The following is a 23287-nucleotide window of genomic DNA, read 5'->3' as shown; positions in this document are numbered from 1 at the left end:
GTGGGGGACCCGGCCCGGTCCGGGCGTTGAGCGCCGGGGCGCGCCGGTAGGGTGGCCCGGTTGTCATACGTAGCCGAGCCGTCAGGCTCCCTCGCACGAGCCGCCCGACCCCCAACGGAGACCGTGACTACCACCGCCGGCACCAGCACTGCCTCGCACCACCTCTCCCCGGCGTTCCCCGGGCGCGCCCCCTGGGGCACCGCCAGCAAGCTCCGCGCCTGGCAGCAGGGCGCGATGGAGAAGTACATCCAGGAGCAGCCGCGGGACTTCCTGGCGGTCGCCACCCCCGGCGCCGGCAAGACGACCTTCGCGCTGACGCTGGCGTCCTGGCTGCTGCACCACCACGTCGTGCAGCAGGTCACCGTCGTGGCCCCCACCGAGCACCTGAAGAAGCAGTGGGCCGAGGCCGCCGCCCGTATAGGGATCAAGCTCGACCCGGAGTACAGCGCCGGGCCGCTCGGCCGGGAGTACCACGGGGTCGCCGTGACGTACGCCGGTGTCGGCGTGCGGCCCATGCTGCACCGCAACCGCGTGGAGCAGCGCAAGACCCTCGTCATCCTCGACGAGATCCACCACGCCGGTGACAGCAAGTCGTGGGGCGAGGCCTGCCTGGAGGCGTTCGAGCCCGCGACGCGGCGGCTGGCCCTGACCGGTACGCCCTTCCGGTCCGACACCAACCCCATCCCCTTCGTCACGTACGAGGAGGGCGACGACGGCATCCGGCGCTCCGCGGCCGACTACACCTACGGCTACGGCAACGCCCTCGCCGACAACGTCGTCCGGCCGGTCATCTTCCTCTCCTACAGCGGCAACATGCGCTGGCGCACCAAGGCCGGCGACGAGATCGAAGCCCGGCTGGGCGAGCCCATGACCAAGGACGCCATCAGCCAGGCCTGGCGGACCGCGCTCGACCCGCGCGGGGAGTGGATGCCGGCCGTGCTGCGCGCCGCCGACCAGCGGCTGACCGAGGTCAGGAAGGCCATTCCGGACGCCGGCGCGCTCGTCATCGCCTCGGACCAGGAGTCGGCGCGCGCCTACGCCAAGCTCATCCGGGACATCACCGGCAGCAAGGCGACCCTGGTGCTGTCCGACGACTCCGGCGCCTCCGAGCGGATCGACGAGTTCAGCGCGAACACCGACCGGTGGATGGTCGCGGTGCGGATGGTGTCCGAGGGCGTCGACGTGCCCCGGCTCGCGGTCGGGGTGTACGCCACCACCATCTCCACGCCCCTGTTCTTCGCACAGGCCGTCGGGCGTTTCGTGCGGTCGCGGCGCCGCGGCGAGACGGCGTCCGTGTTCCTGCCGACCGTGCCGGACCTGCTCACCTTCGCCAACGAGATGGAGCGCGAGCGCGACCACGTCCTCGACAAGCCCAAGAAGGAGGGCGAGGAGGACCCCTACGCCGAGTCCGAGAAGGAGATGGACGAGGCGAACAGGGAGCAGGACGAGGACACCGGCGAGCAGGACATGCTGCCCTTCGAGGCGCTGGAGTCCGACGCCGTCTTCGACCGGGTCATGTACAACGGCGCCGAGTTCGGCATGCAGGCCCACCCCGGCAGCGAGGAGGAGCAGGACTACCTCGGCATCCCCGGACTGCTGGAGCCCGACCAGGTCCAGCTGCTGCTGCAGAAGCGGCAGGCCCGGCAGATCGCGCACAGCCGCAAGAAGCCGGACGAGGAGGCCGACCTGCTGGAGCTGCCCGCCGAGCGGCGTCCGGTCGTCTCCCACAAGGAGATGATGGAGCTGCGCCGGCAGCTCAACACCATGGTCGGCGCCTACGTCCACCAGAGCGGCAAGCCGCACGGCGTGATCCACACCGAGCTGCGGCGCGTGTGCGGGGGCCCGCCGGCGGCCGAGGCGACGGCGGGGCAGCTGCGGCAGCGCATCGCCAAGGTCCAGGAGTGGGCCACGCGCATGAAGTGACGCGGCGGGAGGGCTCCACAACCTGGCGGGAGGGCTCCACAACCTGGGGGGCGTGCATACCGGCCCAAACAGAGCACTCCGCCCCGGGCCGTGCCCGGATTCTGGACGGAGCCTTCCGCTCAGCGAACCCCCTTCGCTACTGTCCCGCTACGCATACGCCCCGTGGCAGCGCCGCCGCGGAGCGCAGCCGTGAAGCGACGCGGCCCGGACAGACCGGGCCGCCGGCCGATCGGCGGCCTCTGATGCGCGTCGCCGACGGGACTCGGTGACGCATCCGCCGACCAGGGGGCCGCCGACCTCACCACTAAGGAGTGGGCGTCGTGACCGCGGAGACCTCCCAGACGCTCGACCGTGGACTGCGGGTCCTCAAGCTGCTCGCCGACACCGACCACGGACTGACCGTGACCGAGCTGTCCCTCCGGCTGGGCGTGAACCGGACCGTGGTGTACCGGTTGCTCGCCACCCTGGAACAGCACGCGCTCATACGCCGTGACCTGGGCGGGCGTGCCCGGGTCGGGCTCGGTGTGCTGCGTCTGGGGCGGCAGGTCCACCCGCTCGTACGGGAGGCCGCGATGCCGGCGCTGCGGTCGCTGGCCGAGGACATCGGCGCGACGGCGCACCTGACCCTGGTCGACGGGGCGGACGCCCTCGCCGTGGCCGTGGTGGAGCCCACCTGGACGGACTACCACGTCGCCTACCGGGCCGGGTTCCGGCACCCCCTGGACCGGGGCGCCGCCGGCAAGGCCATCCTCGCGGCCCGGCAGCACCCGCGGGCGGAGCCGGGCTACACCCTCACCCACGGGGAGCTGGAGGCGGGCGCCTGCGGCGCGGCGGCCCCGCTGCTGGGCGTGACGGGCGTCGAGGGCAGCGTCGGCGTGGTGATGCTGGCCGACGTCGTACCGGAACGGGTCGGAGCGCGCGTGGTCGACGCGGCCCGCGAGGTGGCGGAGGCGCTGAGCTGACCCGCGGCCCGGCTGTCCCGGGCCGACCGCTCGGGCCGGGCCCGCACGGGGCCGCGACGACCTGACCCCGGGCCCGTCCCGCCCCCGCGTTAGATTGATCCCGTGTTCTCTCGCCTCACGCGCCCCCAGGCCCTCGCCGTCTGCGCCCTGCCCGTCGTGGCCCTGCTCGCCACGGCCGTGTTCGCGCCGCTGCCGTTCTCGGTGGCGCAGCCGGGCGAGACGGCGAACGTGCTCGGCGAGCACAAGGGCGCGCCGGTGATCACCATCTCGGGGGCGCCGTCCCGGGAGACCCGTGGGCAGCTGCGGATGACGACCATCGCGGCGACGTCACCGGACACCCGCGTCTCCCTCCCGGACGTCGTCGACAGCTGGTTCGGCACCGACGAGGCCGTCATGCCGCGCGACGCCCTCTACCCGCGCGGGAACACGGTCAGGGAGATCGAGCGGCACAACGAGAAGCAGATGAAGGAGTCCCAGGACGCGGCGACCGAGGCCGCGCTCGGGTACCTCGGTCTCGACGCCGAGGACGTCAGGGTCAGCCTGAAGCTCGCCGACGTGGGCGGGCCCAGCGCGGGGCTGCTCTTCTCCCTCGGGATCGTCGACAAGCTCGACGGCGACGGCACGGGCGGTGACCTCACGGGCGGCCGTGTCATCGCCGGCACGGGCACGATCGACGCGGACGGCACCGTCGGCGCGGTGGGGGGCGTCGCCCTCAAGACACAGGCCGCGAGGCGGGACGGTGCGACCGTGTTCCTGGTGCCGGAGGCCGAGTGCGCGGACGCGCGCTCCGAGCTGCCGAAGGGCCTGCGGCTGATCCCGGTCACGACGCTGAAGGGCACGGTGAGCGCCCTGCAGGCCCTTCAGACGGGCAAGGGGTCCGTCCCGAGCTGTTAGTGCGCGGCGGCCGGGCGCGGCTGGGTGGCCAGCTTCAGCCCGACCTCCACGAGGGTCCAGCCGAGACGCGTCCGCAGGTCACGGCGGTGTGCCGGGCGTGGGCCGGTCTCGGCGCGGAGCTCGGCCGCGCGGGCGTGGTGCAGGGCGAGGTGGATGTCGGGGTGCATCTCAGTCCGTCCTGATCGGGAAGGCGTGGGTGTGGAAGCGGACCCGCTCGGCGCCGGGGGTGCCCTCGTCGGCCTCGCGGTCGCGGTAGGTGTCGAGCAGCGCGTGCAGCTCCCCGACGAGTTCCTCTGTGAGTTCGGGCGTCAGGCGCAGCGTCCAGCTGCTCAGGTCCCAGACGCGGGTCCACTCCTCGGGCCATGCGTCGCGGTTGCCCAGCCAGGTCGACACGGCCCGGGTCTGGGCGGTGGCGACCTCGTGCACATACAGGTCCGCCGCGCCGCGCACGGCCGGGTCCGCGTCGGTGAGCAGGGCGTCGTCGAAGCGGAGGCCGAGCTGGGCGGCCTTCCACCACCGCTCGCGCCCCTTGCCCCGCTCGGGGGCGTCCTCGACGAAGCCGTACTCCGCGAGCTGGCGCAGGTGGTAGCTGGTGGCGCCGCTCGACTCGCCCAGTTTCGCCGCCAGTTGGGAGGCGGTGGCCGGGCCGCCGAAGCGCAGGGCGTCCAGCAGCTGGATCCGCAAGGGGTGCGCGAGTCCGCGCAGGGACCGGGCGTCGAGCTGCCGTACCTCAGGTTTCCGGGATTCCGTCACCATGCAAAGGTATCCTTGCAAAGAAACCCTTGCAAGGCTTTCTTTGCAACTCGTGGTCCCGCGGTCCTCAGTCCTCCTCGACGAACCCCTCCCGGACCATCCAGTCCAGCGCCACCTGGTGCGGATCCTCCCCGTCCACGTCCACCTTCGCGTTCAGGTCCCGCGCGACCGTGTTGTTCAGCCGGGCCGTCACCGGGTCCAGGACGTCCGCGATCGCCGGCCACTCCTTCAGCGTCTTCGCGTTGATCATCGGCGCGGCGTTGTAGTTGGGGAAGAACTTCTTGTCGTCGTCCATCACGACCAGGTTCATCGACTTGATGCGCCCGTCCGTCGTGAACACCTCGCCGTAGGGGCAACTGCCCTTCTGCGTCTGCGTGTAGATGATCCCCGTGTCCATCTGCGTGACGTTCCGCGCCGGCAGGTTCATCCCGTACCGCTTCTGCATGCCCGGCAGCCCGTCCGCCCGGTTCGCGAACTCGACCTCCACGCACAGCCTCACGGCGCCGGGGTCGGATTTCGCCAGCTTCGCCACGTCCGACATGGTCTTCGTGCCGTACTTCCTCGCGTTCTCCTGGTTCATCGCCAGCGCGTAGGTGTTGTCGAGGGACGACGGCCGCAGCCAGGCCAGCCCGTTCGCCGCGTCCTCCTTCTTCACCGCCTCCCACTGCCGCCGTGGATCCGCGATCGGCTCGCTGTGCCCGAGGTAGGTGATCCAGGCCGTGCCCGTGTACTCGTACCCGGCGTCCGCGTCGCCCTTGCGCACCGCCTCCCGGCTGCCGATGGAGCCCTGGATGCCCGTGCGGTCGAGCACCTGCGCCCCGGCCGCCTCCAGGGCGATGCCCATGATCGCGCCCAGGATCAGCCCCTCGGTGAACGACTTCGACGTCACCGTCAGGTTCGCGCCCCGCAGCGGCTCACCCCGCCCGATCGACCCGGGCCGCACGGCGTCGGCCATGGGGGAGCCGCTGGTCAGACCGCACCCGGAGGCCGCCAGCAGCAGGACGGCCAGTCCCGCCCGGCCCCTCATGCCCGCAACCCCCGCGGCCGCAGCAGCAGCTCGGCGAGCGAGGCCAGCCAGTCCACCAGCAGCGCCAGCACGACCGTGAGGACCGACCCCAGCACCAGCACCGGCATCCGCTGGTTGGTGATCCCGGTCGTGATCAGCACGCCCAGTCCGCCGCCCCCGCCGAAGACCGCCAGGGTCGCCGTACCGACGTTGAGAACGAGGGCCGTGCGCACGCCCGCCAGGATCAGCGGGACGGCCAGGGGGAGTTCGACCCGGGTCAGCACGCCCGTCGGGGACATGCCGATGCCGCGGCCCGCCTCCAGCAGGGTCGGGTCGTTCGCCTTCAGGCCCGCGATCGTGTTGGACAGCACCGGCAGGACCGCGTACAGGATCATGCCGATCAGGGCGGCCCTGCGGCCGATGCCCAGCCAGATCACCAGCAGGGCGAGCAGGCCGATCGCCGGGGTCGCCTGGCCCGTGTTGGCGAGGGCCATCACCACCGGCGTGGCCCTGCGGAACGCCCCGCGGGTCAGCAGGACGCCCAGTGGGATCGCGATGACCAGCACGAAGAACGTGGAGATCGCGGTCAGCTGGATGTGCTGCCACAGCGCCTTGGAGACCTGGCCGCCCGACAGGGCGTTGCGGGTCAGCGCGTCCAGGTCGGCCTGCTCGAACCAGAGCCAGGTGGCGAGGAGCACGACGATCAGGCCGACGGGCAGGAAGGTCAGCTTCTGCCAGCTGACGCGGGCGGGCGGGCGCTCCGGGCGGCGCGTCTGCCCGACCGGCCCGCTCTCCCCGGCGGCCCCGGAGTCCCCGCCGGGGCGCTCGGCGGTCTCCTCGGCCGCCGCGGTGCTCACCGTTCCCCTCCGAGGCCCGCGCCCTCCTGCTCCGACCGGGTCTGCGCGGCCCGCAGCGACTCCAGCTCGTGCCGGTGCTCCATCGCGTCGAGCCGGTCGGCCTCCAGCATCTCGTGCACCGAGTTCATGAGCGTCTCCATGTCGACGACGCCCGTGTACTCGCCGCGCCGCCCGGTCACCGCCACCCGCCCCGCGTTGTCGGTGAGCACCGCCTCCAGCGCGTCGCGCAGGGTCGCGTCCCGGGTGACCGTGTCGTGCACCAGCGTCCCGGCCCGGGCCAGGGAGCCCCTGGCCCGCATCAGGTCGCCGCGCCGCAGCCACTTGTAGGGGCGGCCCCGCCGGTCGAGCAGCAGGACCTCGTTGGTGCCGCCGGCCCGCAGCCGGTTGAAGATCTGCTGCAGCGGATCGTCGACCGTGACGGTCGGGTAGTCGGTGATCTCCACGTCCCGCACCCGGGTCAGGTTCAGCCGCTTCAGCGCCGCCCCGGCACCCACGAACCCGGAGACGAAGTCGTCCGCCGGATTGGTCAGGATCGCCTCGGGGGTGTCGAACTGCGCGATGTGCGAGCGCTCGCGCAGCACGGCGATACGGTCACCGAGCTTGATCGCCTCGTCGAAGTCGTGGGTGACGAACACGATCGTCTTGCGCAGCTCGTGCTGGAGCCGGATCAGTTCGTCCTGGAGGTGGTCCCGGGTGATCGGGTCCACCGCCCCGAACGGCTCGTCCATCAGCAGCACCGGGGGATCGGCCGCCAGCGCCCGGGCCACGCCCACCCGCTGCTGCTGACCGCCGGAGAGCTGGCGCGGATAGCGGCCGTGGAACTCGCCGGGATCCAGCCCGACGAGGTCGAGCAGCTCCTCGGTGCGCTCCTTGATCCGGGCCTTCGGCCAGCCGATCATCTTCGGGACCAGGCCGATGTTCTGCGCGACCGTCATGTGCGGGAACAGCCCGGCGGACTGGATCGCGTAGCCGACCTTGCGGCGCAGCCCGACCGGGTCGATGTCGGTGACGTCCTCGCCGCCCATGCGGATCCGCCCGCCGGACGGCTCGATCAGCCGGTTGATCATCCTGAGCGTGGTCGACTTCCCGCAGCCCGACGGGCCGACCAGGATGACGACCTCGCCCGCCTTGATCTCCATGCTCACGTTGTCCACGGCCGGCTGCGCGCTGCCGTGGAACCGCTTGGTCAGGTTCTCCAGCTCGATGGAGGCACCGTGGTCGCCGGTCTCAGGCACGGATCCCCCTGGGAATGGTCAGCCGCCCGATCAGGACGTACGCGGCGTCGAACAGCAGCGCGAGGACGATGATGCCGAGCGTGCCCGCGAGGACCTGGTTGAGCGCGTTCGCGCTGCCCAGCGAGGCGAGCCCGCGGAAGATGACGTTGCCCAGGCCCGGCCCCGAGGCGTACGCGGCGATGGCGGCGATGCCCATCAGCATCTGCGTCGCGACCCGGATGCCGGTCAGGATGGGCGGCCAGGCCAGCGGCAGCTCGACCCGCAGCAGCCGGGCCGGACGGGACATGCCGATGCCGGTGGCCGCGTCCACCAGCGCCGGGTCGACCCCGCGCAGTCCGACGATCGCGTTGCGGACGACCGGCAGCAGCCCGTACAGCGTCAGCGCGATCACCGTGGGCGCCACGCCCAGGCCCACCACCGGGACGAGCAGACCGATCAGGGCGAGCGCGGGCACGGTCAGGACGGTGGAGGTGGTCGTGGTCGCGAGGTTCCCGGCCCACTCGCTGCGGTAGGTGGCGACACCGAGCAGCACCCCGAGCAGGGTCGCCACGACCATGCACTGGAAGACGGCACTGGCGTGCTGGTAGGCGTCCGTGAGCAGTTGCTGGTGCCGGCCTGCCAGGTACTCCCAGAAGTTCACACGCGCTCACCCCATGACGTCAGGTCTCCTCCGCGGCTTGCTCCACGAGCGGGATGATCCGCAGCGGAACGGGGTTCTCCATGACGATCGCCGTGGAGGCCCGGACAATGCCATCAAAACCGACGACCCGGTCGATCACACGTTGGAGATCGGCGTTGGAACGGGCCACCAGCCGGCACAGCATGTCCCCGCTGCCGGTCGTCGTGTGCAGCTCCAGCACCTCCGGCACGGTCGCCAAGTGGGCCCGTACGTCGGCCCCTTGCCCCTGCCGGATCTGGAGCGTGGCGAACGCCGTGACCGGATAGCCGAGCGCCGCCGGGTCCACCTCGGGGCCGAATCCGCGGATGACTCCGTTCGACTGAAGCCGGTCCAGCCGGGCCTGCACGGTGCCCCGCGCCACACCCAGCCGCCGGGACATCTCCAGCACCCCGATCCGCGGCTCCCGGGCGAGCAGCAGGATGATCCGGCCGTCCAGCTGATCGATCGCCACAGCAGCCTCCCGAGGTGGTCATCCTGTACAGAAAGACCGATGCTTCGGCCGTATTGCTGAACAGATTGCCCAGCCGAATCGCAAACTATTGCGCACCTTGCCGAGCGGGGAGACCCTGCGGCTATGACGCAGACCACACACCACACTCCCGACACCGCACGGCAGGCCGACCCCTTCCCGGTCAAGGGAATGGACGCGGTCGTCTTCGCCGTGGGCAACGCCAAGCAGGCGGCGCACTACTACTCCACCGCCTTCGGCATGCAGCTGGTCGCCTACTCCGGACCGGAGAACGGCAGCCGCGAGACCGCGAGCTACGTCCTGGAGAACGGCTCCGCCCGGTTCGTCCTCACCTCGGTCATCAAGCCCGCCACCGACTGGGGCCACTTCCTGGCCCGGCACGTGGCCGAGCACGGCGACGGCGTCGTCGACCTCGCCATCGAGGTGCCGGACGCGCGCGCCGCGTACGCCTACGCCCTGGAGCACGGCGCCCGCTCGGTCGCCGAGCCGTACGAGGTGAAGGACGAGCACGGCACGGTCGTCCTGGCCGCGATCGCCACCTACGGCGAGACCCGCCACACCCTCGTCGAGCGCTCCGGTTACGACGGCCCCTACCTGCCCGGCTACGTCGCGGCCCAGCCGATCGTCGCGCCGCCCGCGAAGCGCACCTTCCAGGCGATCGACCACTGCGTCGGCAACGTCGAGCTCGGCCGCATGAACGAGTGGGTCGGCTTCTACAACAAGGTCATGGGCTTCACGAACATGAAGGAGTTCGTGGGCGACGACATCGCCACCGAGTACAGCGCGCTGATGTCCAAGGTCGTCGCCGACGGCACGCTCAAGGTCAAGTTCCCGATCAACGAGCCGGCCGTCGCGAAGAAGAAGTCCCAGATCGACGAGTACCTGGAGTTCTACGGCGGCGCGGGCGTGCAGCACATCGCGCTCAACACCAACGACATCGTGCAGACGGTCCGCACGATGCGCGCGGCCGGCGTGGAGTTCCTCAACACGCCCGACTCCTACTACGACACGCTCGGCGAGTGGGTCGGCGAGACGCGCGTGCCCATCGACACCCTGCGCGAACTGAAGATCCTGGCCGACCGCGACGAGGACGGCTACCTGCTGCAGATCTTCACCAAGCCGGTCCAGGACCGCCCGACGGTCTTCTTCGAGATCATCGAACGGCACGGCTCCATGGGCTTCGGCAAGGGCAACTTCAAGGCCCTGTTCGAGGCGATCGAGCGCGAGCAGGCCCGCCGCGGCAACCTGTAGCCCGACGGCGCGTCCCGGGCGTGCGGGTGTCACGGGGCACCCGCACGCCCCGGACAGGTGAAGGCAGCCGCCGACGGGGTTCACACCGATGGCCCCGGGTGCGAACCTGTGATCATGAGCCGTATCGAAGCGCCTCGCGACGACCGGACCGGCAACCTCGTCGACCTGCTGCTCGGCGGCCTGCCCGCCGACGCGGTGCTCACCGACCCCGACGTCACGGCCTCCTACGCCCACGACATGGCGAGTTTCTGCCCGGCCGGCACCCCGGCCGTCGTCGTGCTGCCCCGCACGACCGAACAGGTCCAGCACGTGCTGCGCACGGCCACCGCCCTGCGCGTCCCCGTCGTCCCGCAGGGCGCCCGCACCGGACTGTCCGGCGCCGCCAACGCCTCCGACGGCTGCATCGTGCTCTCCCTGACGAAGATGGACCGGATCCTGGAGATCAACCCGGTCGACCGCATCGCCGTCGTCGAGCCGGGCGTCGTCAACGCCGCCCTGTCCCGGGCCGTCGGCGAACACGGCCTCTACTACCCGCCGGACCCCTCCAGCTGGGAGATGTGCACCATCGGCGGCAACATCGGCACCGCCTCGGGCGGCCTGTGCTGCGTGAAGTACGGGGTCACCGCCGAGTACGTCCTCGGCCTCGACGTGGTGCTCGCCGACGGCCGTCTCATGTCCACCGGCCGCCGTACCGCCAAGGGCGTCGCCGGCTACGACCTGACCCGGCTGTTCGTCGGCTCCGAGGGCTCGCTCGGCATCGTGGTGCGGGCCGTGCTCGCGCTGCGGCCCAAGCCGCCCCGGCAACTCGTGCTGGCCGCCGAGTTCCCCTCCGCGGCCGCGGCCTGCGACGCCGTGTGCCGCGTCATGGAGGGCGGCCACGTCCCGTCACTCCTCGAACTCATGGACCGCACGACGGTCAAGGCCGTCAACGACCTGGCGCAGATGGGCCTGCCCGAGACCACCGAGGCCCTGCTCCTGGCCGCGTTCGACACCACCGCCCCGGCCGCCGACCTCGCCGCCGTCGGCGCGCTGTGCGAGGCCGCCGGCGCCACCCAGGTCGTCCCCGCCGACGACGCCGCCGAGTCCGAACTGCTGCTGCAGGCACGCAGGTTGTCGCTCACCGCACTGGAGGCGGTCAAGGGCGTCACGATGATCGACGACGTGTGCGTGCCGCGCTCCCGGCTCGCCGAGATGCTCGAAGGCGTCGACCGGATCGCCGAGAAGTACCAGCTCACCATCGGGGTCGTCGCCCACGCCGGCGACGGCAACACCCACCCGACGGTCTGCTTCGACCCGGCCGACCCCGACGAGTCCCGCCGGGCCCGCGAGTCCTTCGACGAGATCATGGCCCTCGGCCTGGAACTCGGCGGCACCATCACCGGCGAACACGGCGTCGGCGTGCTGAAGAAGGAGTGGCTGGCCCGCGAGATCGGCCCCGTCGGGATGGAGATGCAGCGGGCCGTCAAGCAGGCCTTCGACCCGCTGAACATCCTCAACCCCGGCAAGCTGTTCTGAGCCCGGACCCGTCACTGGGCGAGCAACTCGGCCAGTTCGTCGTCGAGTCCGAGCTGCTCGCCCTCCGACCCCGGCGGCACGACCCGCAGGGTGCGCTCCAGCCAGGCCGACACCTGCGCCGCCGGGGCCTCCAGGAGGGCGTCCCCGTCGGGTGAGCTCAGCGCCATCAGCACCACGCTGCGCCCCTCGGTCTTCGTCGGCCACACCCGCACGTCCCCGTGCCCGCAGGGCCGGAAGACGCCCTCCACGAGCAGCTCCCGGGCGAACGTCCAGTACACCGGGTGCGCGGAGTCGATGTGGAAGGTGACGTGGACGGCGTACGGGTCGTCGCTGACGTACCCGAGCCGGGCCGGCACCGGGATCCTGCGCTCCGGCGACAGGACGAGATTCAGCTCCAGTTCGCGCTCCACCACGGTCTGCATGGCGGTCTTCCCTTCTTCCGGCGGTTGCCCGTGCGGGCCTGTCGGCAGGAGAGAGCGGGCGCGGGCGGCGGCATTACGCGTCTTGCCGGAAGTTTTTTCGCAGGGGTACGCCGCGGGGCGGCGCCGTGCGTAGCACATCGGTGCTCGAAAGGGGCGGGTCCGGTGGGAGCGGCGGTGGGGCTTGCGCTCGTCTGATAGATGTGGAGGCCCCCATTTGGCCCCCGAGCAGATACGGGACGACGGACATGAGCGCCCCAACCCCGGCCCCCGGTGACGACAGGCCCCGCGAAGGGTATTACCCGGACCCGTCCATTCCTGGATACGTCCGGTACTGGAACGGTGCCTCCTGGGTACCGGGCACCAGCCGTCCGGCGCCCAAGGACGGCGAGTCGCTCGCGCCGCCGCCCGGTGCGGGGGCGGCGCCCGCCGCCTCGGTCGAGGAGACCGGCCCGCACTTCTTCGACGAGGACCCGGTCGAGGAGCCCGTTCCCGCCGACGCCCAGCACGGCAGCCGTCCCGAACCGGCCTCCGCCTGGGGCGCGGACCGCTCCCGGCAGTCCGGCTTCGGCGGCGACCAGGACCGCCGTGTCTCGTGGGGCGCGCCGCAGGGGGCGCAAGGAGCGCAGCAGACGGCCCGGCAGGCCGGGGACCGGCAGGGCGCCGACCCGAGGGTGCCGCGCGCCGACCGCCCGGCCGGTGAGTCCCCGCGCGCCGACGGCTCGGCGCCGGTCCCGCCGGCCGACCGCGAGGCCGAAGCCGCGGCCTCCGGCAGCACGTTCGTCTTCCGCCGCCCGTCGGGCAAGCCGGGGAAGCCCGCGACGGGGGCCGCCGCCGAGACGCCCGACGAGGGCACGATGACGTTCCGCGCGGTGGCCCCGCGCACGGGCGGCGACGCCGGGGCGCCGGGCTTCGGTCCGGCCGGTGCGGCGGGCCCTGCGGCGGCCCCCGCGGGTCCTGCGGGCGCTGCCGGTTCGCGGGCGTCTCAGGGCGCTTCCGGTGTTCCCGGGGCTTCCGGACCGGCCGGTTCGCCGGACCCGGGCAGGGGTTCGGCGGGGGCCGCCTTCGGTGGTCCGGCCGGCTCCTCCGGCCCGGGCGGCGGCGCCGCCTTCGGCGGGCCCGTCGCCGCCGCCGGTCCCGCACAGGCTCCGGCGGCAGGCCCCGTACAGGCTCCGGCCGGACCCGCCTTCAGCGCGCAGGGCGGCGCGGCCGGTTCCGCCGACGGCGCGAACCGGCCCGGCTTCGGAGCCGGCAAGGCCGCCGCCGCCCGGGCCGCCGCCCAGGCCCCCGCCGCCGGTCCCGCGGCACCGTCCGGACCCCAGGCGGCCCCCACCGTCCCCCCGCAGGCGGGCAGCTCCCCGTCCGGCCCCGCCGCCCCGGCGGCCTCCGCGGCGACTCCGCTCAGTGCCGGTCCGGGCGGCGGTCAGTCCTCGTGGGCGCAGCAGGTGCACCGGCTCGCCGGCGCGGGCGGGGGCGAGGAGCAGCCCGTGGCGCCCTGGAAGCCGCCGGTGGAGGACGTGTTCCAGGCGGCCGCCCGGCGCCAGGCCTCGGCCCGCCCCGCGGGGCTGGGCAAGCGGCTTGCGGCCCGTCTCGTGGACACCGTCGTGCTCCTGGGGCTGACCGCCGTCGCCGCCGTCCCGCTCGGCGGCAAGGCCGTCGACCACGTCGACGAGAAGATCGAAGCGGCCAGGCTCTCCGGCGAGACCGTCACGGTGTGGCTGCTCGACGGGACCACCTCGGTCTACCTCGGCATCATCCTGGCCGTGCTGCTGCTCGCCGGAATCCTCAGCGAGGCGCTGCCCACGGCGAAGTGGGGCCGCACCCTCGGCAAGAAGCTGATGGGCCTCGAAGTGCGGGACATCGAGGGCCATGACGCACCGGAGTTCGGCGCGGCCCTGCGCCGCTGGCTGGTCTACAGCGTGCCCGGTCTCCTCGTCGTGGGCGTCGTCGGCGTCGCCTGGTGCCTCTTCGACAAGCCGTGGCGCCAGTGCTGGCACGACAAGGCCGCGCACACGTTCGTGGCGGGCTGAGCTCCCTCGGACGGCCGTCTGCCGGATGCGGAGCCCGGGCGTTCGCGGTCGACTCGGGCCATGAGCAGTGAACCGCCCCCCGACTCCGGCCGGCAGCCCCCGGAGGACGACCCGTTCCGGAAGCGGCCCCCGGGCGAGCCGCCCGGCGAGGGCGCGGGCTCCCCGTACGGCGGTGACCCGTACGGCGGCGGTCCGCCCGGCGGCGGCCCCTACGGCGGTGACCCCTACGGCGGAGGCACGCCCGGTGGCGGCCCACCCGGTGGCGGCCCCTACGGCGGTGACCCCTACGGAGGCGGTTCCTTCCCCTCCGACCCCCTCGCCGGGATGCCCCCGCTCGCCGACAGCGGCAAGCGCACGCTCGCCCGCATCCTCGACATGATCCTGGTGGGTGTCGTCGTCTGGCTGCTCACCTGGGGCTTCGGCGTCAGCGAGTACGACGTCGACAGCGACCGCGTCGAGGTCGGCAAGTCCTTCTGGCAGTCGGCGGTCGCCGCCGTCCTCTACATCGCCTACGACACCGTCCTCACCGCCAGGACCGGGCAGACCCTCGGCAAGAGGCTGCTGCGCATGCGCGTGGCCAACCTCGACAACGGCGCCACGCCCTCCGTGCAGACCGCGCTGGCGCGCGCGGCCGTGCTGTGGATCCCGTTCGCCTTCTGCTGCGCCTGCGTCTGGACGGCGATCTGCGGCGGCTGGAGCTTCTTCGACCGGCCCTACAAGCAGGGCCTGCACGACAAGGCGGCCAAGACGGTCGTGGTCAGCACCAGTTGAGGCGAGGCGGCACCGGCGAGCGGCGCACGAGCGGGACGGGCGGTCAGGAGGCCGCCCGCTCCCGCACCGGTTCCGGGGCGGACGCGGCGGCCGGGGCCCGCAGCGGTTCCTTCGGCGCGGGCTGCTCGACTGCCGCCGGGCGGCGGCCGGGCAGCGGCACGGTCATGGCGACCAGCAGCCCGAGGGCGAGCGCCGCGACGGCGATGAACGCGATCCCCGCACCCGAACTCGTCCGAGACAGCAGCAGCATGGCGAGGGTCGAGAGGATCACGGTGCACGAACCGTAGGCGAGCTGTGCGGCGGTCGGACGGGGCATGGCCATCATGTCCTCGAAAGTGGGGGTCCACGGGGGCGTCGGCCTGGCATTCCGCCGGCTTCCGGGCGTTCCGCCAAGCGACTCTAACCGGCAGGCTGCCCGACGGGAACGAGCGGTAAGCGTGACCTCATCCACAAGGGCGGTGCACAGGGGGCGCACGGAGTCATGACGTCCACGGAGTGGACATATGCACGCGCCCTATCCCGGAGGGACAACCGTCTGGTTGTCCGTAAAACGAACGTGGCCTCCGCATAGTGCACTTGACTTGTCCAAGTCAAGGTCTGTCTTTTCTTCTAAACCTCTAGTCAAATGTCGTCACTTGACTACACGCGTTGATCACGCGCGCGCGGGCCGCACCTGACCAGGACCCCTTCCTTCCGCGCGCACGGACGCGGGGGAGGAACTCAAGTGACCAGTAGACCCTGGACGTTCCGGGCGGCCGCCATCGGTGTGGCGCTCGCGGCGGCCACAGCCACCGCCTCCACCTACGCGGTGGCCGACGACACCTCCGCCCCCCGGTCCACCACCGTGGACCGGCACGACCCGGCGGACCGTCACCACGACGACCACGACCTCGAAGGCCCCCTGAGCAAGACCCAGGAGGCTCAGCGCCAGGAGGCCCTGGAGCAGGTCATATCCGGCGAGAGCAAGGTCAAGAACCGCGAGGGTTCGAAGGTCGTCCAGCTCAAGAGCAAGAAGGGCGACAGCAAGTACGTCGAGCTCGGCCGCGAGAAGACCGACAAGATCTTCACGATCCTGGTCGAGTTCGGCGACAAGACCGACCCGCGCTACGGCGGCACGGCGGGCCCGCTGCACAACCAGATACCCAAGCCGGACCGCAAGAAGGACAACTCCACCGCCTGGCGGGCCGACTACGACCGGGACTACTTCCAGGACCTGTACTTCGGTTCCGGCAAGGGCGTCGACTCGGTCAAGACCTACTACGAGAAGCAGTCCTCGGGCCGCTACTCGGTCGAGGGCGAGGTCTCCGACTGGGTCAAGGTCCCCTACAACGAGGCCCGTTACGGCAACAACGCCTGCGGCCAGACCAACTGCTCCAGTGTGTGGAACGTCGTCAGCGACGGTCTGGACGCCTGGGTCTCCCAGCAGAAGGCAGCGGGGAGGACCGACGCCCAGATCAAGGCGGACGTCGCGCGGTTCGACGAGTGGGACCGCTACGACTTCGACGGCGACGGCGACTTCAACGAGTCCGACGGCTACATCGACCACTTCCAGATCGTGCACGCCGGCGAGGACGAGTCGGCGGGCGGCGGCGCCCAGGGCACCGACGCGATCTGGGCGCACCGCTGGTACGCCTTCGGCACCGACGCCGGCGCCACCGGCCCCGAGAACAACAAGCTCGGCGGCGCGAAGATCGGCGACACGGGCATCTGGGTCGGCGACTACACCGTCCAGCCGGAGAACGGCGGACTCGGTGTCTACGCCCACGAGTACGGCCACGACCTCGGTCTGCCCGACCACTACGACACCGCGGGCGGCGAGAACTCCACCGGCTTCTGGACGCTGATGTCGTCCGGTTCCTGGCTCGGCGAGGGCAAGAACGAGATCGGTGACCTGCCCGGCGACATGACCGCCTGGGACAAGCTGCAGCTGGGCTGGCTGAACTACGACAAGGCCAAGGCCGGCGTCGACTCGTGGCACAAGCTGGGTGTGGCGGAGTACAACACCAAGCACAAGCAGGCCCTCGTCGTCGACCTGCCCAAGAAGGCGGTCACCACCGAGATCGTCACGCCCGCCGAGGGCAAGACCCAGTGGTGGAGCGGCAGCGGTGACAACCTCAAGAACACGCTGACGCGTTCGGTCGACCTCACCGGCAGGGCGAAGGCCCAGCTGACCCTCGACGGCTGGTACGACATCGAGGCCGAGTACGACTACCTCTACACCGAGGTCTCGACCGACGGCGGTGCCAACTGGACCGCCCTCGACGGCACGGTGGACGGCCAGCCGATCCCGCGCGACGGCAGCGACAAGCCGGCCCTGACCGGCACGGTCGACGGCTACAAGAAGCTCGCCTTCTCGCTGGACGCCTACGCCGGCAAGAAGATCGACCTGCGCTTCCGCTACCAGACCGACGGCGGTGTGGCCCAGAAGGGCTTCGCGGCCGACGCCATCACGGTGACCGCGGACGGCGCGCCCGTCTTCACGGACAACGCCGAGACCGCGGACGAGGCGTGGAAGGCCACCGGCTTCTCCCGAATCGGCGCGTCCTTCACCAAGGACTACGCGCAGTACTACATCGCCGAGAACCGGCAGTACGTGTCGTACGACAAGACGCTGAAGACCGGCCCGTACAACTTCGGCTTCACCGAGCGTCCGGACTGGGTCGAGCACTACGCGTACCAGAACGGCCTGCTGATCTGGAAGTGGGACACCTCCCAGGCGGACAACAACACCAGCCAGCACAAGGGCACCGGTCTGGTCCTGCCGATCGACTCCCACCCGGACGCGCTGAAGTGGTCCGACGGCACGCTGATGCGCAACCGCATCCAGTCCTACGACTCGCCGTTCAGCCTCTACCGCACCGACGGCATGACGCTGCACAAGGCGGACGTGGCGAAGTACATCCCGGGCTCGAAGGGCGTCTCGGTCTTCAACGACCGCACGAGCGACTACTACGACGAGTCGAACCCGACGGCGGGTGTCAAGATCACTGACACCAACACGAAGATCAAGATCCTCAAGGAGGCCAAGGACGGCTCGACGATCGAGCTGGAGGTCGGCCCCGCGGGTAGGTAATCCGCATCCTTGCAGGTCACAGCATGATCGGCGGCGACCCACTGGCGGGTCGCCGCCGATCCGTGTTTAGGTGCGTCCTGTGGCTCGCTTATTGACACCGACCGACACGGGGGTATGACCGCATGGCCGCAGGAGGCTTCTGCAAGCTGCCGAACGGCACGGTGGTGGTGGCACTGAACCTGCCCAGCCCCGCCGCCGACAGCCCCGGCGCCGTCCGGGTGCTCGTCCACTCCGCGAACCGGGCGCGGGCCCTGACCAGGCTCCGCAACCTGGGTCTGCGATCCGTCTACCTGCGCGGCAACGCCGCCCCGCCGACCCCCGACGAGGTCACGGCGGTCCTCCACCACCCCGACGGCCTCATATGGCGCACGGCCCCCGACAACGGTGTCGTCGCCGGCCCGGACCTGGTCCAGGAGCTGTGGCGGCCGATCAGGTCCCTGCTGCGGCGCCCCACGGCCCAGACCTGAGCCGCGGGCCCCGCCGGGCCGCCGGACGGGCCCGGCGGGCTACTGGACGACCGGCTTGCCGGAGAGCTCCACGCCCGCTTCCCGCAGCTCCTCCAGGGCCCGCTCGGTGGTCTGCGGGGCCACTCCGGCGGTGAGGTCGAGCAGCACGTGCGTGCGGAAGCCCTCCTTCGCGGCGTCCAGGGCCGTGGCACGCACGCAGTGGTCCGTGGCGATGCCGACCACGTCCACCTCGGTGACGTCGCGGGAGCGGAGCCACTCCGCCAGGGGGGTGCCGTTCTCGTCGGTCCCCTCGAAGCCGCTGTAGGCCGCCGCGTACGCCCCCTTGTCGAACACCGCGTCGATCGACCCGGAGGCGACGGCGGGCGCGAAGTTCGGGTGGAAGCCGACGCCCTCCGTGCCGGCGACGCAGTGCGCCGGCCAGGAGCGGACGTAGTCGGGGTTGGTGGAGAAGTGGCCGCCGGGCGCGATGTGGTGGTCGCGGGTGGCCACCACGTGCTGGTAGCCGGAGCCGGCCGCCTGCCCGATCAGCTCGGTGACGGCGGCGGCCACGTCGGCACCGCCGGCCACGGCGAGGCTGCCCCCCTCGCAGAAGTCGTTCTGCACGTCTACGACGATCAAGGCGCGGCGCATGGTCGGTGTCCTTCGGCTATGGGGTCGGCGAGCCCGGCCGGTGCACTGCCGAGCCTACGAACAAGTGAGCGGGGTCGGGAGGGGGCGCGGGTCGGCGCATCGCGGCACACCGCAATTAGCTACCCGAGCCCTCGTGCAGGTACTCCGTCGGAATGACGGGCTCCCCGCGGGAGAGCTGGGTGGCCGACATCGGGAGCCCCGCGCGCGCCTTCGCGTGCCGGTCGCGCGCCGCGTCCAGCGGTTCGCGTGCCACCACCTCGCCGCCCTTGACCAGCTCCACCAGCAGCTGCCGGTCGGCCAGCGGGGCCGGCACGCGCCCGGTGCCGATCACCTCCGCCTCGGCGACCCCGTGGGAGTCCAGCCGCCGCGCGGCCCACTTGCGCCCGCCCACCGACGTCTTGCCGCCGCTGGACTTCTTCGCCACCGGCACCAGCGGCGCCTTCGGGTCGGCGGACTCGGCCCGCGCGACCAGCTTGTAGACCATCGAGGAGGTGGGGTGTCCGGAGCCGGTCACCAGCTGGGTGCCGACGCCGTAGGCGTCCACGGGCGCGGCGGCCAGCGAGGCGATGGCGTACTCGTCCAGGTCGGAGGTGACGACGATCTTCGTCCCGGTCGCGCCCAGCTCGTCCAGCTGCTGCCGCACCCGGTGCGCCACCAGCAGCAGGTCGCCCGAGTCGATGCGCACGGCCCCGAGCCCGGGCCCGGCGACCTCGACGGCCGTCCGGACCGCCTCGGCGACGTCGTAGGTGTCCACCAGCAGCGTGGTGCCGCGGCCGAGCGTCTCCACCTGGGCCCGGAAGGCGTCCCGCTCGCTGTCGTGCAGCAGCGTGAAGGCGTGCGCGGAGGTGCCCACGGTGGGGATGCCGTAGCGGAATCCGGCGGCCAGGTCGGAGGTGGTGGAGAAGCCGCCGACGTACGCCGCCCGGGAGGCCGCCACCGCCGCCAGCTCGTGGGTGCGCCGGGCGCCCATCTCGATCAGCGGCCGGTCACCCGCGGCCGCCGACATGCGTGAGGCGGCGGCGGCGATCGCCGAGTCGTGGTTGAGGATCGACAGGATCACCGTCTCCAGCAGCACGCACTCGGCGAACGTGCCCTCCACGCGCATGATCGGCGAGCCGGGGAAGTACACCTCGCCCTCGGGGTAGCCCCAGATGTCCCCGCCGAAGCGGTAGTCGGCGAGCCACCGGAGGGTCTGCTCGTCGACGATCTCGCGCTCGCGCAGGAAGCCCAGGACGCCCGGGTCGAAGCGGAAGTTCTCCACCGCGTCCAGCACCCGTCCGGTGCCCGCCACGACGCCGTAGCGGCGCCCGTCCGGCAGCCGCCGGGTGAAGACCTCGAACACGCTCCGCCGCTCGGCCGTGCCCGCCGTGAGGGCGGCCCGCAGCATCGTCAGCTCGTACTGGTCCGTGAAGAGCGCCGTCGAGGGAACATCCACCGGCAGCCCAAGGTCCGCTGTGTTCATGGAGAGGAGCGTACCCCCATTTCGTCAATCTGACGATTGCGCCCTCCGGGGGCGCGATCGCCGTACGGCCAGGCCCGTTTGTGCGACCACCCCCCTCGGGTGGCAGCATGGGCAGTGTGACGTCACCCGCGCCCCTGGAGATCGAACGCACCGAGTCGGCGGAGGAGGTCTTCGCCGTACCCGAGCCGGACGTCCCCTGGGTCACCATCGTGCACAACGACCCGGTCAACCTCATGAGCTACGTGACCTACGTCTTCCAGACGTACTTCGGCTACTCCAAGGACAAGGCCACCAAGCTCATGCTCGACGTCCACCACAAGGGCCGGGCGGTCGTCTCCAGCGGCAGCCGCGAGGAGATGGAACGCGACGTGCAGGCCATGCACGGCTACGGCCTGTGGGCCACCCTCCAGCAGGACCGCAAGTAGCCCGCACCCCGCCCAGCAGCGAAAAGGCGTTCATGCCCGGAACCTTCGAACCGCTTCCCGGCGGCGGCGCGGCCGTCGCCCTCGACGACGTCGAGATCTCCATCATCCGGTCGCTGGCCGTCCAGCTCCTGGAGCTCATCGGGCCCGGCCCCGCCGAGGACGCCTCCGGCGACCCGCTCGCCGAGCTGTTCGCCGAGGGCCCGAGCGAGCCGCCCGCCGACCCGGTGCTCAGAAGGCTCTTCCCGGACGCCTACAGCGACCCCGAGCAGCCCGCCTCGCCCCGGGACGCCGAGGAGCAGCGGGCCTACTCCGCGGAGTTCCGCCGCTACACCGAGAACGACCTGCGGGCGGGCAAGCGGGACAACGCCCTCGCGGTGGTCCGCTCCCTGGACGCGCTCGCCTCGGCGTCGGCCGGCGAGGGCGGAGCGGTGCTGAAGCTGTCGGGGGATGAGTCCCGGCAGTGGCTGGGCGCGCTGAACGACCTGCGGCTCGCGATCGGCTCCCGGCTGGAGATCACCGAGGAGGAGGACACCGACCTCCTCTACCGCCTCCCGGACGACGACCCGCGCAAGCCGATGGTGATGGCCTATCTGTGGCTCGGCGGACTCCAGGAGACGCTGGTCGGAACGCTTATGCCCTGATCTGGGCAGATCTTGTGGCCACCGGATGACCGTGTCGTGTTCGCTCAGAGGACACTCAAATCCGGATAACGATCCCGTCACCGCGCCCGCCTCCTATGGCTGATTCGGGGGCGCTTTGTCCGGTTCTTTTCGTGTGGTGCGTCACATCGCGTCCCTGTGATCAGTGTTGCGGCCGTGATAAATCTTCACGACCGCCCGGCGAGCACCACCCGAATGTTCGGCCGGGTGCGCCACCGAGCCGGCGACCGCCGGCCAGGCACGAGCGGGCTTCGAGAACCGCTCAGCTCCATCATTCCGGGGGGATCGAGACCCGATCCGGGGCCGACGAGAGGCCCGGGTCGGCATGGAGAAAGGCGCACCACTCATGACCTCTGCGCAGGTCGACACGGAAAACGTGCCCGAGGAGGGCTACGAGCGGGGACTGGGCAGTCGCCAGGTCCAGATGATCGCGATCGGCGGCGCCATCGGCGTCGGCCTGTTCATGGGTGCCGGAGCGAACATCGCCAAGGCGGGACCCAGCATCATCCTCATGTACGCCCTCGCCGGCGTCGTGATCTTCTTCATCATGCGGGCCCTGGGCGAACTGCTCCTCTACCGGCCCGTCTCCGGCTCCTTCGCCGAGTACGCCCGCGAGTTCCTCGGCCCGTTCTTCGGGTTCGTCACGGGCTGGACGTACTGGCTGATGTGGGTGGTCACCGGCATGGCCGAGCTCACGGCCGCCGCCATCTACATCCACTTCTGGTTCCCGGAGATCCCGCAGTGGGTCAGCGCCCTGGTCTTCCTGGTGGTGCTCTTCGGCGTGAACCTGATCTCCGTCAAGATCTTCGGCGAGGTCGAGTTCTGGTTCTCGATGATCAAGGTCACGGCCATCATCGGCATGATCGTCATCGGTCTCGGCGTGCTCACCCTCGGCTTCTCCGACGCCGGTGACACCGCCGCCGTCTCCAACCTCTGGGCCCACGACGGCTTCTTCCCGAACGGCATCGGCTCCAGCCTGATGACGCTCCAGGGCGTCATGTTCGCCTACCTCGCCGTCGAGCTCGTCGGCGTCACCGCGGGCGAGTCCGAGAACCCCGAGAAGACCCTGCCCAAGGCCATCAACACCCTGCCCTGGCGCATCATCGTCTTCTACGTCGGCGCCCTGCTGGTGATCCTCTCCGTCGTCAAGTGGACCGAGTTCTCGGCCGGCGAGAGCCCCTTCGTGCACGCCTTCGGCAAGATCGGCATCCCGCTCGCCGCGGGCATCGTCAACTTCGTGGTGCTCACCGCGGCCCTGTCGTCCTGCAACTCGGGCATGTACTCCACCGGCCGCATGCTGCGCGACCTGGCCTCCAACAGTGAGGCGCCGCAGGCCTTCGGCAAGCTCAACGCCCGCAAGACGCCCGCGGTCGGCATCACCGTCTCCGTGGCCCTCATGGGCATCGGCGTGGTCCTCAACTACGTCGTCCCGGAGAAGGCGTTCCTCTACGTCACCTCCGTCGCCACCGCGGCCGGCATCTGGACCTGGATGATGATCCTCGTCAGCCACATCCGCTACCGCGCCGCCGTCGACGCGGGCCGGCTGCGCGCCTCGTCCTTCCCCGCCCCCGGCGGAGCGCTCTTCAGCTGGGTCGCGCTGCTCTTCCTCGTCGGCGTGACCTGCATGATCGCGTACGACAAGGACGCGCGGATCTGCCTGTACGTCGCGGCCGGCTGGGCGGTCGCCCTCGGCATCGGCTGGGCGGTCCTCAAGCGGCGCAACCCGCAGATCGCCGAGCGCCGCGACGACGCGGAGTTCGAGAAGGTCGGCTGACCGACCCGCGGGACGCCCGCCGCAGGGAGTACT

Annotated in this window: 23 protein-coding genes; 12 read left to right on the top strand and 11 right to left on the bottom strand. The window is 71.4% G+C overall.

Going from position 1 to position 23287, the window contains the following annotated elements:
• Positions 1 to 123: 123 nt before the first annotated feature.
• The 3 genes from ACPXCS_RS10960 (at position 124) to ACPXCS_RS10950 (ending at position 3779) form a co-directional block, all read left to right on the top strand.
• Positions 124 to 1923 carry a DEAD/DEAH box helicase gene (locus ACPXCS_RS10960; RefSeq protein WP_425947504.1) on the top strand — a complete coding sequence of 600 codons (1800 nt, stop codon included), beginning with the start codon at positions 124 to 126 and terminating at the stop codon, positions 1921 to 1923.
• Between the two features lie 320 nt (positions 1924 to 2243).
• The gene (locus tag ACPXCS_RS10955) at positions 2244 to 2885 is read left to right on the top strand and encodes an IclR family transcriptional regulator (RefSeq protein ID WP_425947502.1); all 642 of its coding nucleotides are present in this window, start codon (positions 2244 to 2246) and stop codon (positions 2883 to 2885) included.
• Positions 2886 to 2987: 102 nt separating this feature from the next.
• Positions 2988 to 3779: a S16 family serine protease gene (locus ACPXCS_RS10950; protein WP_425947500.1), complete on the top strand. Its 792-nt coding sequence runs from the start codon at positions 2988 to 2990 to the stop codon at positions 3777 to 3779.
• Here ACPXCS_RS10950 and ACPXCS_RS10945 read toward each other — a convergent pair.
• The 7 genes from ACPXCS_RS10945 to ACPXCS_RS10915 all read right to left on the bottom strand — a co-directional run bounded on the left by ACPXCS_RS10945 (position 3776) and on the right by ACPXCS_RS10915 (position 8760).
• Positions 3776 to 3946, bottom strand: coding sequence for a hypothetical protein (locus tag ACPXCS_RS10945; RefSeq protein WP_425947499.1), 171 nt, complete (start codon positions 3944 to 3946; stop codon positions 3776 to 3778). The genes ACPXCS_RS10950 and ACPXCS_RS10945 overlap by 4 nt on opposite strands.
• A 1-nt stretch (position 3947) precedes the next feature.
• On the bottom strand, positions 3948 to 4535 hold the full coding sequence (locus ACPXCS_RS10940) for an ArsR/SmtB family transcription factor (protein WP_425947498.1): 588 nt from the start codon (positions 4533 to 4535) through the stop codon (positions 3948 to 3950).
• A 64-nt stretch (positions 4536 to 4599) separates the two neighbouring features.
• Positions 4600 to 5559, bottom strand: a complete 960-nt coding sequence (locus ACPXCS_RS10935; RefSeq protein WP_425947496.1) for a glycine betaine ABC transporter substrate-binding protein — start codon at positions 5557 to 5559, stop codon at positions 4600 to 4602.
• Positions 5556 to 6395 (bottom strand): ABC transporter permease, encoded by an 840-nt coding sequence (locus tag ACPXCS_RS10930; protein WP_425947494.1) that lies wholly within the window; start codon positions 6393 to 6395, stop codon positions 5556 to 5558. The genes ACPXCS_RS10935 and ACPXCS_RS10930 overlap by 4 nt, the downstream gene beginning before the upstream one ends.
• Positions 6392 to 7630 carry a betaine/proline/choline family ABC transporter ATP-binding protein gene (locus ACPXCS_RS10925; RefSeq protein WP_425947492.1) on the bottom strand — a complete coding sequence of 413 codons (1239 nt, stop codon included), beginning with the start codon at positions 7628 to 7630 and terminating at the stop codon, positions 6392 to 6394. Before ACPXCS_RS10925 ends, ACPXCS_RS10930 begins: the two co-directional genes overlap by 4 nt.
• Positions 7623 to 8270 carry an ABC transporter permease gene (locus ACPXCS_RS10920; protein ID WP_425947490.1) on the bottom strand — a complete coding sequence of 216 codons (648 nt, stop codon included), beginning with the start codon at positions 8268 to 8270 and terminating at the stop codon, positions 7623 to 7625. The genes ACPXCS_RS10925 and ACPXCS_RS10920 overlap by 8 nt, the downstream gene beginning before the upstream one ends.
• Positions 8271 to 8289: 19 nt before the next feature.
• Positions 8290 to 8760 (bottom strand): Lrp/AsnC family transcriptional regulator, encoded by a 471-nt coding sequence (locus ACPXCS_RS10915; protein WP_392112184.1) that lies wholly within the window; start codon positions 8758 to 8760, stop codon positions 8290 to 8292.
• 123 nt (positions 8761 to 8883) lie between these two features.
• Here ACPXCS_RS10915 and hppD point away from each other — a divergent pair, with 123 nt between their 5' ends.
• A complete protein-coding gene (gene hppD, locus ACPXCS_RS10910; protein ID WP_425947487.1) occupies positions 8884 to 10029 on the top strand; it encodes a 4-hydroxyphenylpyruvate dioxygenase in 1146 nt (381 codons plus the stop codon).
• Between the two features lie 108 nt (positions 10030 to 10137).
• A complete protein-coding gene (locus ACPXCS_RS10905) occupies positions 10138 to 11544 on the top strand; it encodes an FAD-binding oxidoreductase (RefSeq protein ID WP_425947485.1) in 1407 nt (468 codons plus the stop codon).
• An 11-nt stretch (positions 11545 to 11555) separates the two neighbouring features.
• On the opposite strand, the gene ACPXCS_RS10900 is transcribed toward ACPXCS_RS10905, so the two are convergent.
• Positions 11556 to 11966 (bottom strand): SsgA family sporulation/cell division regulator, encoded by a 411-nt coding sequence (locus ACPXCS_RS10900; protein WP_425947483.1) that lies wholly within the window; start codon positions 11964 to 11966, stop codon positions 11556 to 11558.
• A gap of 245 nt (positions 11967 to 12211) precedes the next feature.
• Between ACPXCS_RS10900 and ACPXCS_RS10895 the strand changes: the two genes are divergently transcribed.
• Complete coding sequence (locus ACPXCS_RS10895; protein WP_425947481.1) at positions 12212 to 13993, top strand: RDD family protein; 1782 nt, start codon at positions 12212 to 12214, stop codon at positions 13991 to 13993.
• Between the two features lie 60 nt (positions 13994 to 14053).
• Entirely contained in the window at positions 14054 to 14764 is a 711-nt protein-coding gene (locus ACPXCS_RS10890) for an RDD family protein (RefSeq protein WP_425947479.1), read from the top strand.
• A gap of 43 nt (positions 14765 to 14807) precedes the next feature.
• Here the strand turns inward: ACPXCS_RS10890 and ACPXCS_RS10885 are convergent, their stop codons facing one another.
• The gene (locus tag ACPXCS_RS10885) at positions 14808 to 15086 is read right to left on the bottom strand and encodes a hypothetical protein (RefSeq protein WP_425947576.1); all 279 of its coding nucleotides are present in this window, start codon (positions 15084 to 15086) and stop codon (positions 14808 to 14810) included.
• Positions 15087 to 15488: 402 nt separating this feature from the next.
• Here ACPXCS_RS10885 and ACPXCS_RS10880 point away from each other — a divergent pair, with 402 nt between their 5' ends.
• Entirely contained in the window at positions 15489 to 17837 is a 2349-nt protein-coding gene (locus ACPXCS_RS10880; RefSeq protein ID WP_425947477.1) for an immune inhibitor A domain-containing protein, read from the top strand.
• Between the two features lie 122 nt (positions 17838 to 17959).
• Positions 17960 to 18304, top strand: a complete 345-nt coding sequence (locus ACPXCS_RS10875) for a hypothetical protein (RefSeq protein WP_425947475.1) — start codon at positions 17960 to 17962, stop codon at positions 18302 to 18304.
• Positions 18305 to 18343: 39 nt separating this feature from the next.
• Here ACPXCS_RS10875 and ACPXCS_RS10870 read toward each other — a convergent pair whose 3' ends face one another.
• Together ACPXCS_RS10870 and ACPXCS_RS10865 are read right to left on the bottom strand one after the other, a co-directional pair.
• On the bottom strand, positions 18344 to 18934 hold the full coding sequence (locus ACPXCS_RS10870; protein ID WP_425947473.1) for an isochorismatase family protein: 591 nt from the start codon (positions 18932 to 18934) through the stop codon (positions 18344 to 18346).
• 115 nt (positions 18935 to 19049) lie between these two features.
• Positions 19050 to 20396 carry a nicotinate phosphoribosyltransferase gene (locus tag ACPXCS_RS10865; RefSeq protein WP_425947471.1) on the bottom strand — a complete coding sequence of 449 codons (1347 nt, stop codon included), beginning with the start codon at positions 20394 to 20396 and terminating at the stop codon, positions 19050 to 19052.
• Between the two features lie 107 nt (positions 20397 to 20503).
• Between ACPXCS_RS10865 and clpS the strand changes: the two genes are divergently transcribed.
• From clpS to ACPXCS_RS10850, 3 genes are all read left to right on the top strand, one after another.
• Positions 20504 to 20821, top strand: coding sequence for an ATP-dependent Clp protease adapter ClpS (gene clpS / locus ACPXCS_RS10860; protein ID WP_010039975.1), 318 nt, complete (start codon positions 20504 to 20506; stop codon positions 20819 to 20821).
• A gap of 32 nt (positions 20822 to 20853) precedes the next feature.
• Complete coding sequence (locus ACPXCS_RS10855) at positions 20854 to 21462, top strand: DUF2017 domain-containing protein (protein WP_425947468.1); 609 nt, start codon at positions 20854 to 20856, stop codon at positions 21460 to 21462.
• A gap of 364 nt (positions 21463 to 21826) precedes the next feature.
• Positions 21827 to 23254, top strand: coding sequence for an amino acid permease (locus ACPXCS_RS10850; RefSeq protein ID WP_425947466.1), 1428 nt, complete (start codon positions 21827 to 21829; stop codon positions 23252 to 23254).
• Positions 23255 to 23287 lie beyond the last annotated feature (33 nt).

Source organism: Streptomyces sp. DT190, from assembly GCF_049846985.1.
GTDB lineage: Bacteria > Actinomycetota > Actinomycetes > Streptomycetales > Streptomycetaceae > Streptomyces.
Note: the sequence above shows the minus strand (reverse complement) of the source record. Positions and strands in the feature narration are given on the sequence as shown.

Bases quoted from the DNA above. Each gene is read 5' to 3' on its own strand.
- ACPXCS_RS10945 (WP_425947499.1), bottom strand. From the start codon at position 3,946: ATGCACCCCGACATCCACCTCGCCCTGCACCACGCCCGCGCGGCCGAG.
- ACPXCS_RS10940 (WP_425947498.1), bottom strand. From the start codon at position 4,535: ATGGTGACGGAATCCCGGAAACCTGAGGTACGGCAGCTCGACGCCCGG.
- ACPXCS_RS10935 (WP_425947496.1), bottom strand. From the start codon at position 5,559: ATGAGGGGCCGGGCGGGACTGGCCGTCCTGCTGCTGGCGGCCTCCGGG.
- hppD (WP_425947487.1), top strand. From the start codon at position 8,884: ATGACGCAGACCACACACCACACTCCCGACACCGCACGGCAGGCCGAC.
- ACPXCS_RS10900 (WP_425947483.1), bottom strand. From the start codon at position 11,966: ATGCAGACCGTGGTGGAGCGCGAACTGGAGCTGAATCTCGTCCTGTCG.
- ACPXCS_RS10895 (WP_425947481.1), top strand. From the start codon at position 12,212: ATGAGCGCCCCAACCCCGGCCCCCGGTGACGACAGGCCCCGCGAAGGG.
- ACPXCS_RS10890 (WP_425947479.1), top strand. From the start codon at position 14,054: ATGAGCAGTGAACCGCCCCCCGACTCCGGCCGGCAGCCCCCGGAGGAC.
- ACPXCS_RS10885 (WP_425947576.1), bottom strand. From the start codon at position 15,086: ATGGCCATGCCCCGTCCGACCGCCGCACAGCTCGCCTACGGTTCGTGC.
- ACPXCS_RS10875 (WP_425947475.1), top strand. From the start codon at position 17,960: ATGGCCGCAGGAGGCTTCTGCAAGCTGCCGAACGGCACGGTGGTGGTG.
- ACPXCS_RS10870 (WP_425947473.1), bottom strand. From the start codon at position 18,934: ATGCGCCGCGCCTTGATCGTCGTAGACGTGCAGAACGACTTCTGCGAG.
- ACPXCS_RS10865 (WP_425947471.1), bottom strand. From the start codon at position 20,396: ATGAACACAGCGGACCTTGGGCTGCCGGTGGATGTTCCCTCGACGGCG.
- clpS (WP_010039975.1), top strand. From the start codon at position 20,504: ATGGGCAGTGTGACGTCACCCGCGCCCCTGGAGATCGAACGCACCGAG.
- ACPXCS_RS10855 (WP_425947468.1), top strand. From the start codon at position 20,854: ATGCCCGGAACCTTCGAACCGCTTCCCGGCGGCGGCGCGGCCGTCGCC.
- ACPXCS_RS10850 (WP_425947466.1), top strand. From the start codon at position 21,827: ATGACCTCTGCGCAGGTCGACACGGAAAACGTGCCCGAGGAGGGCTAC.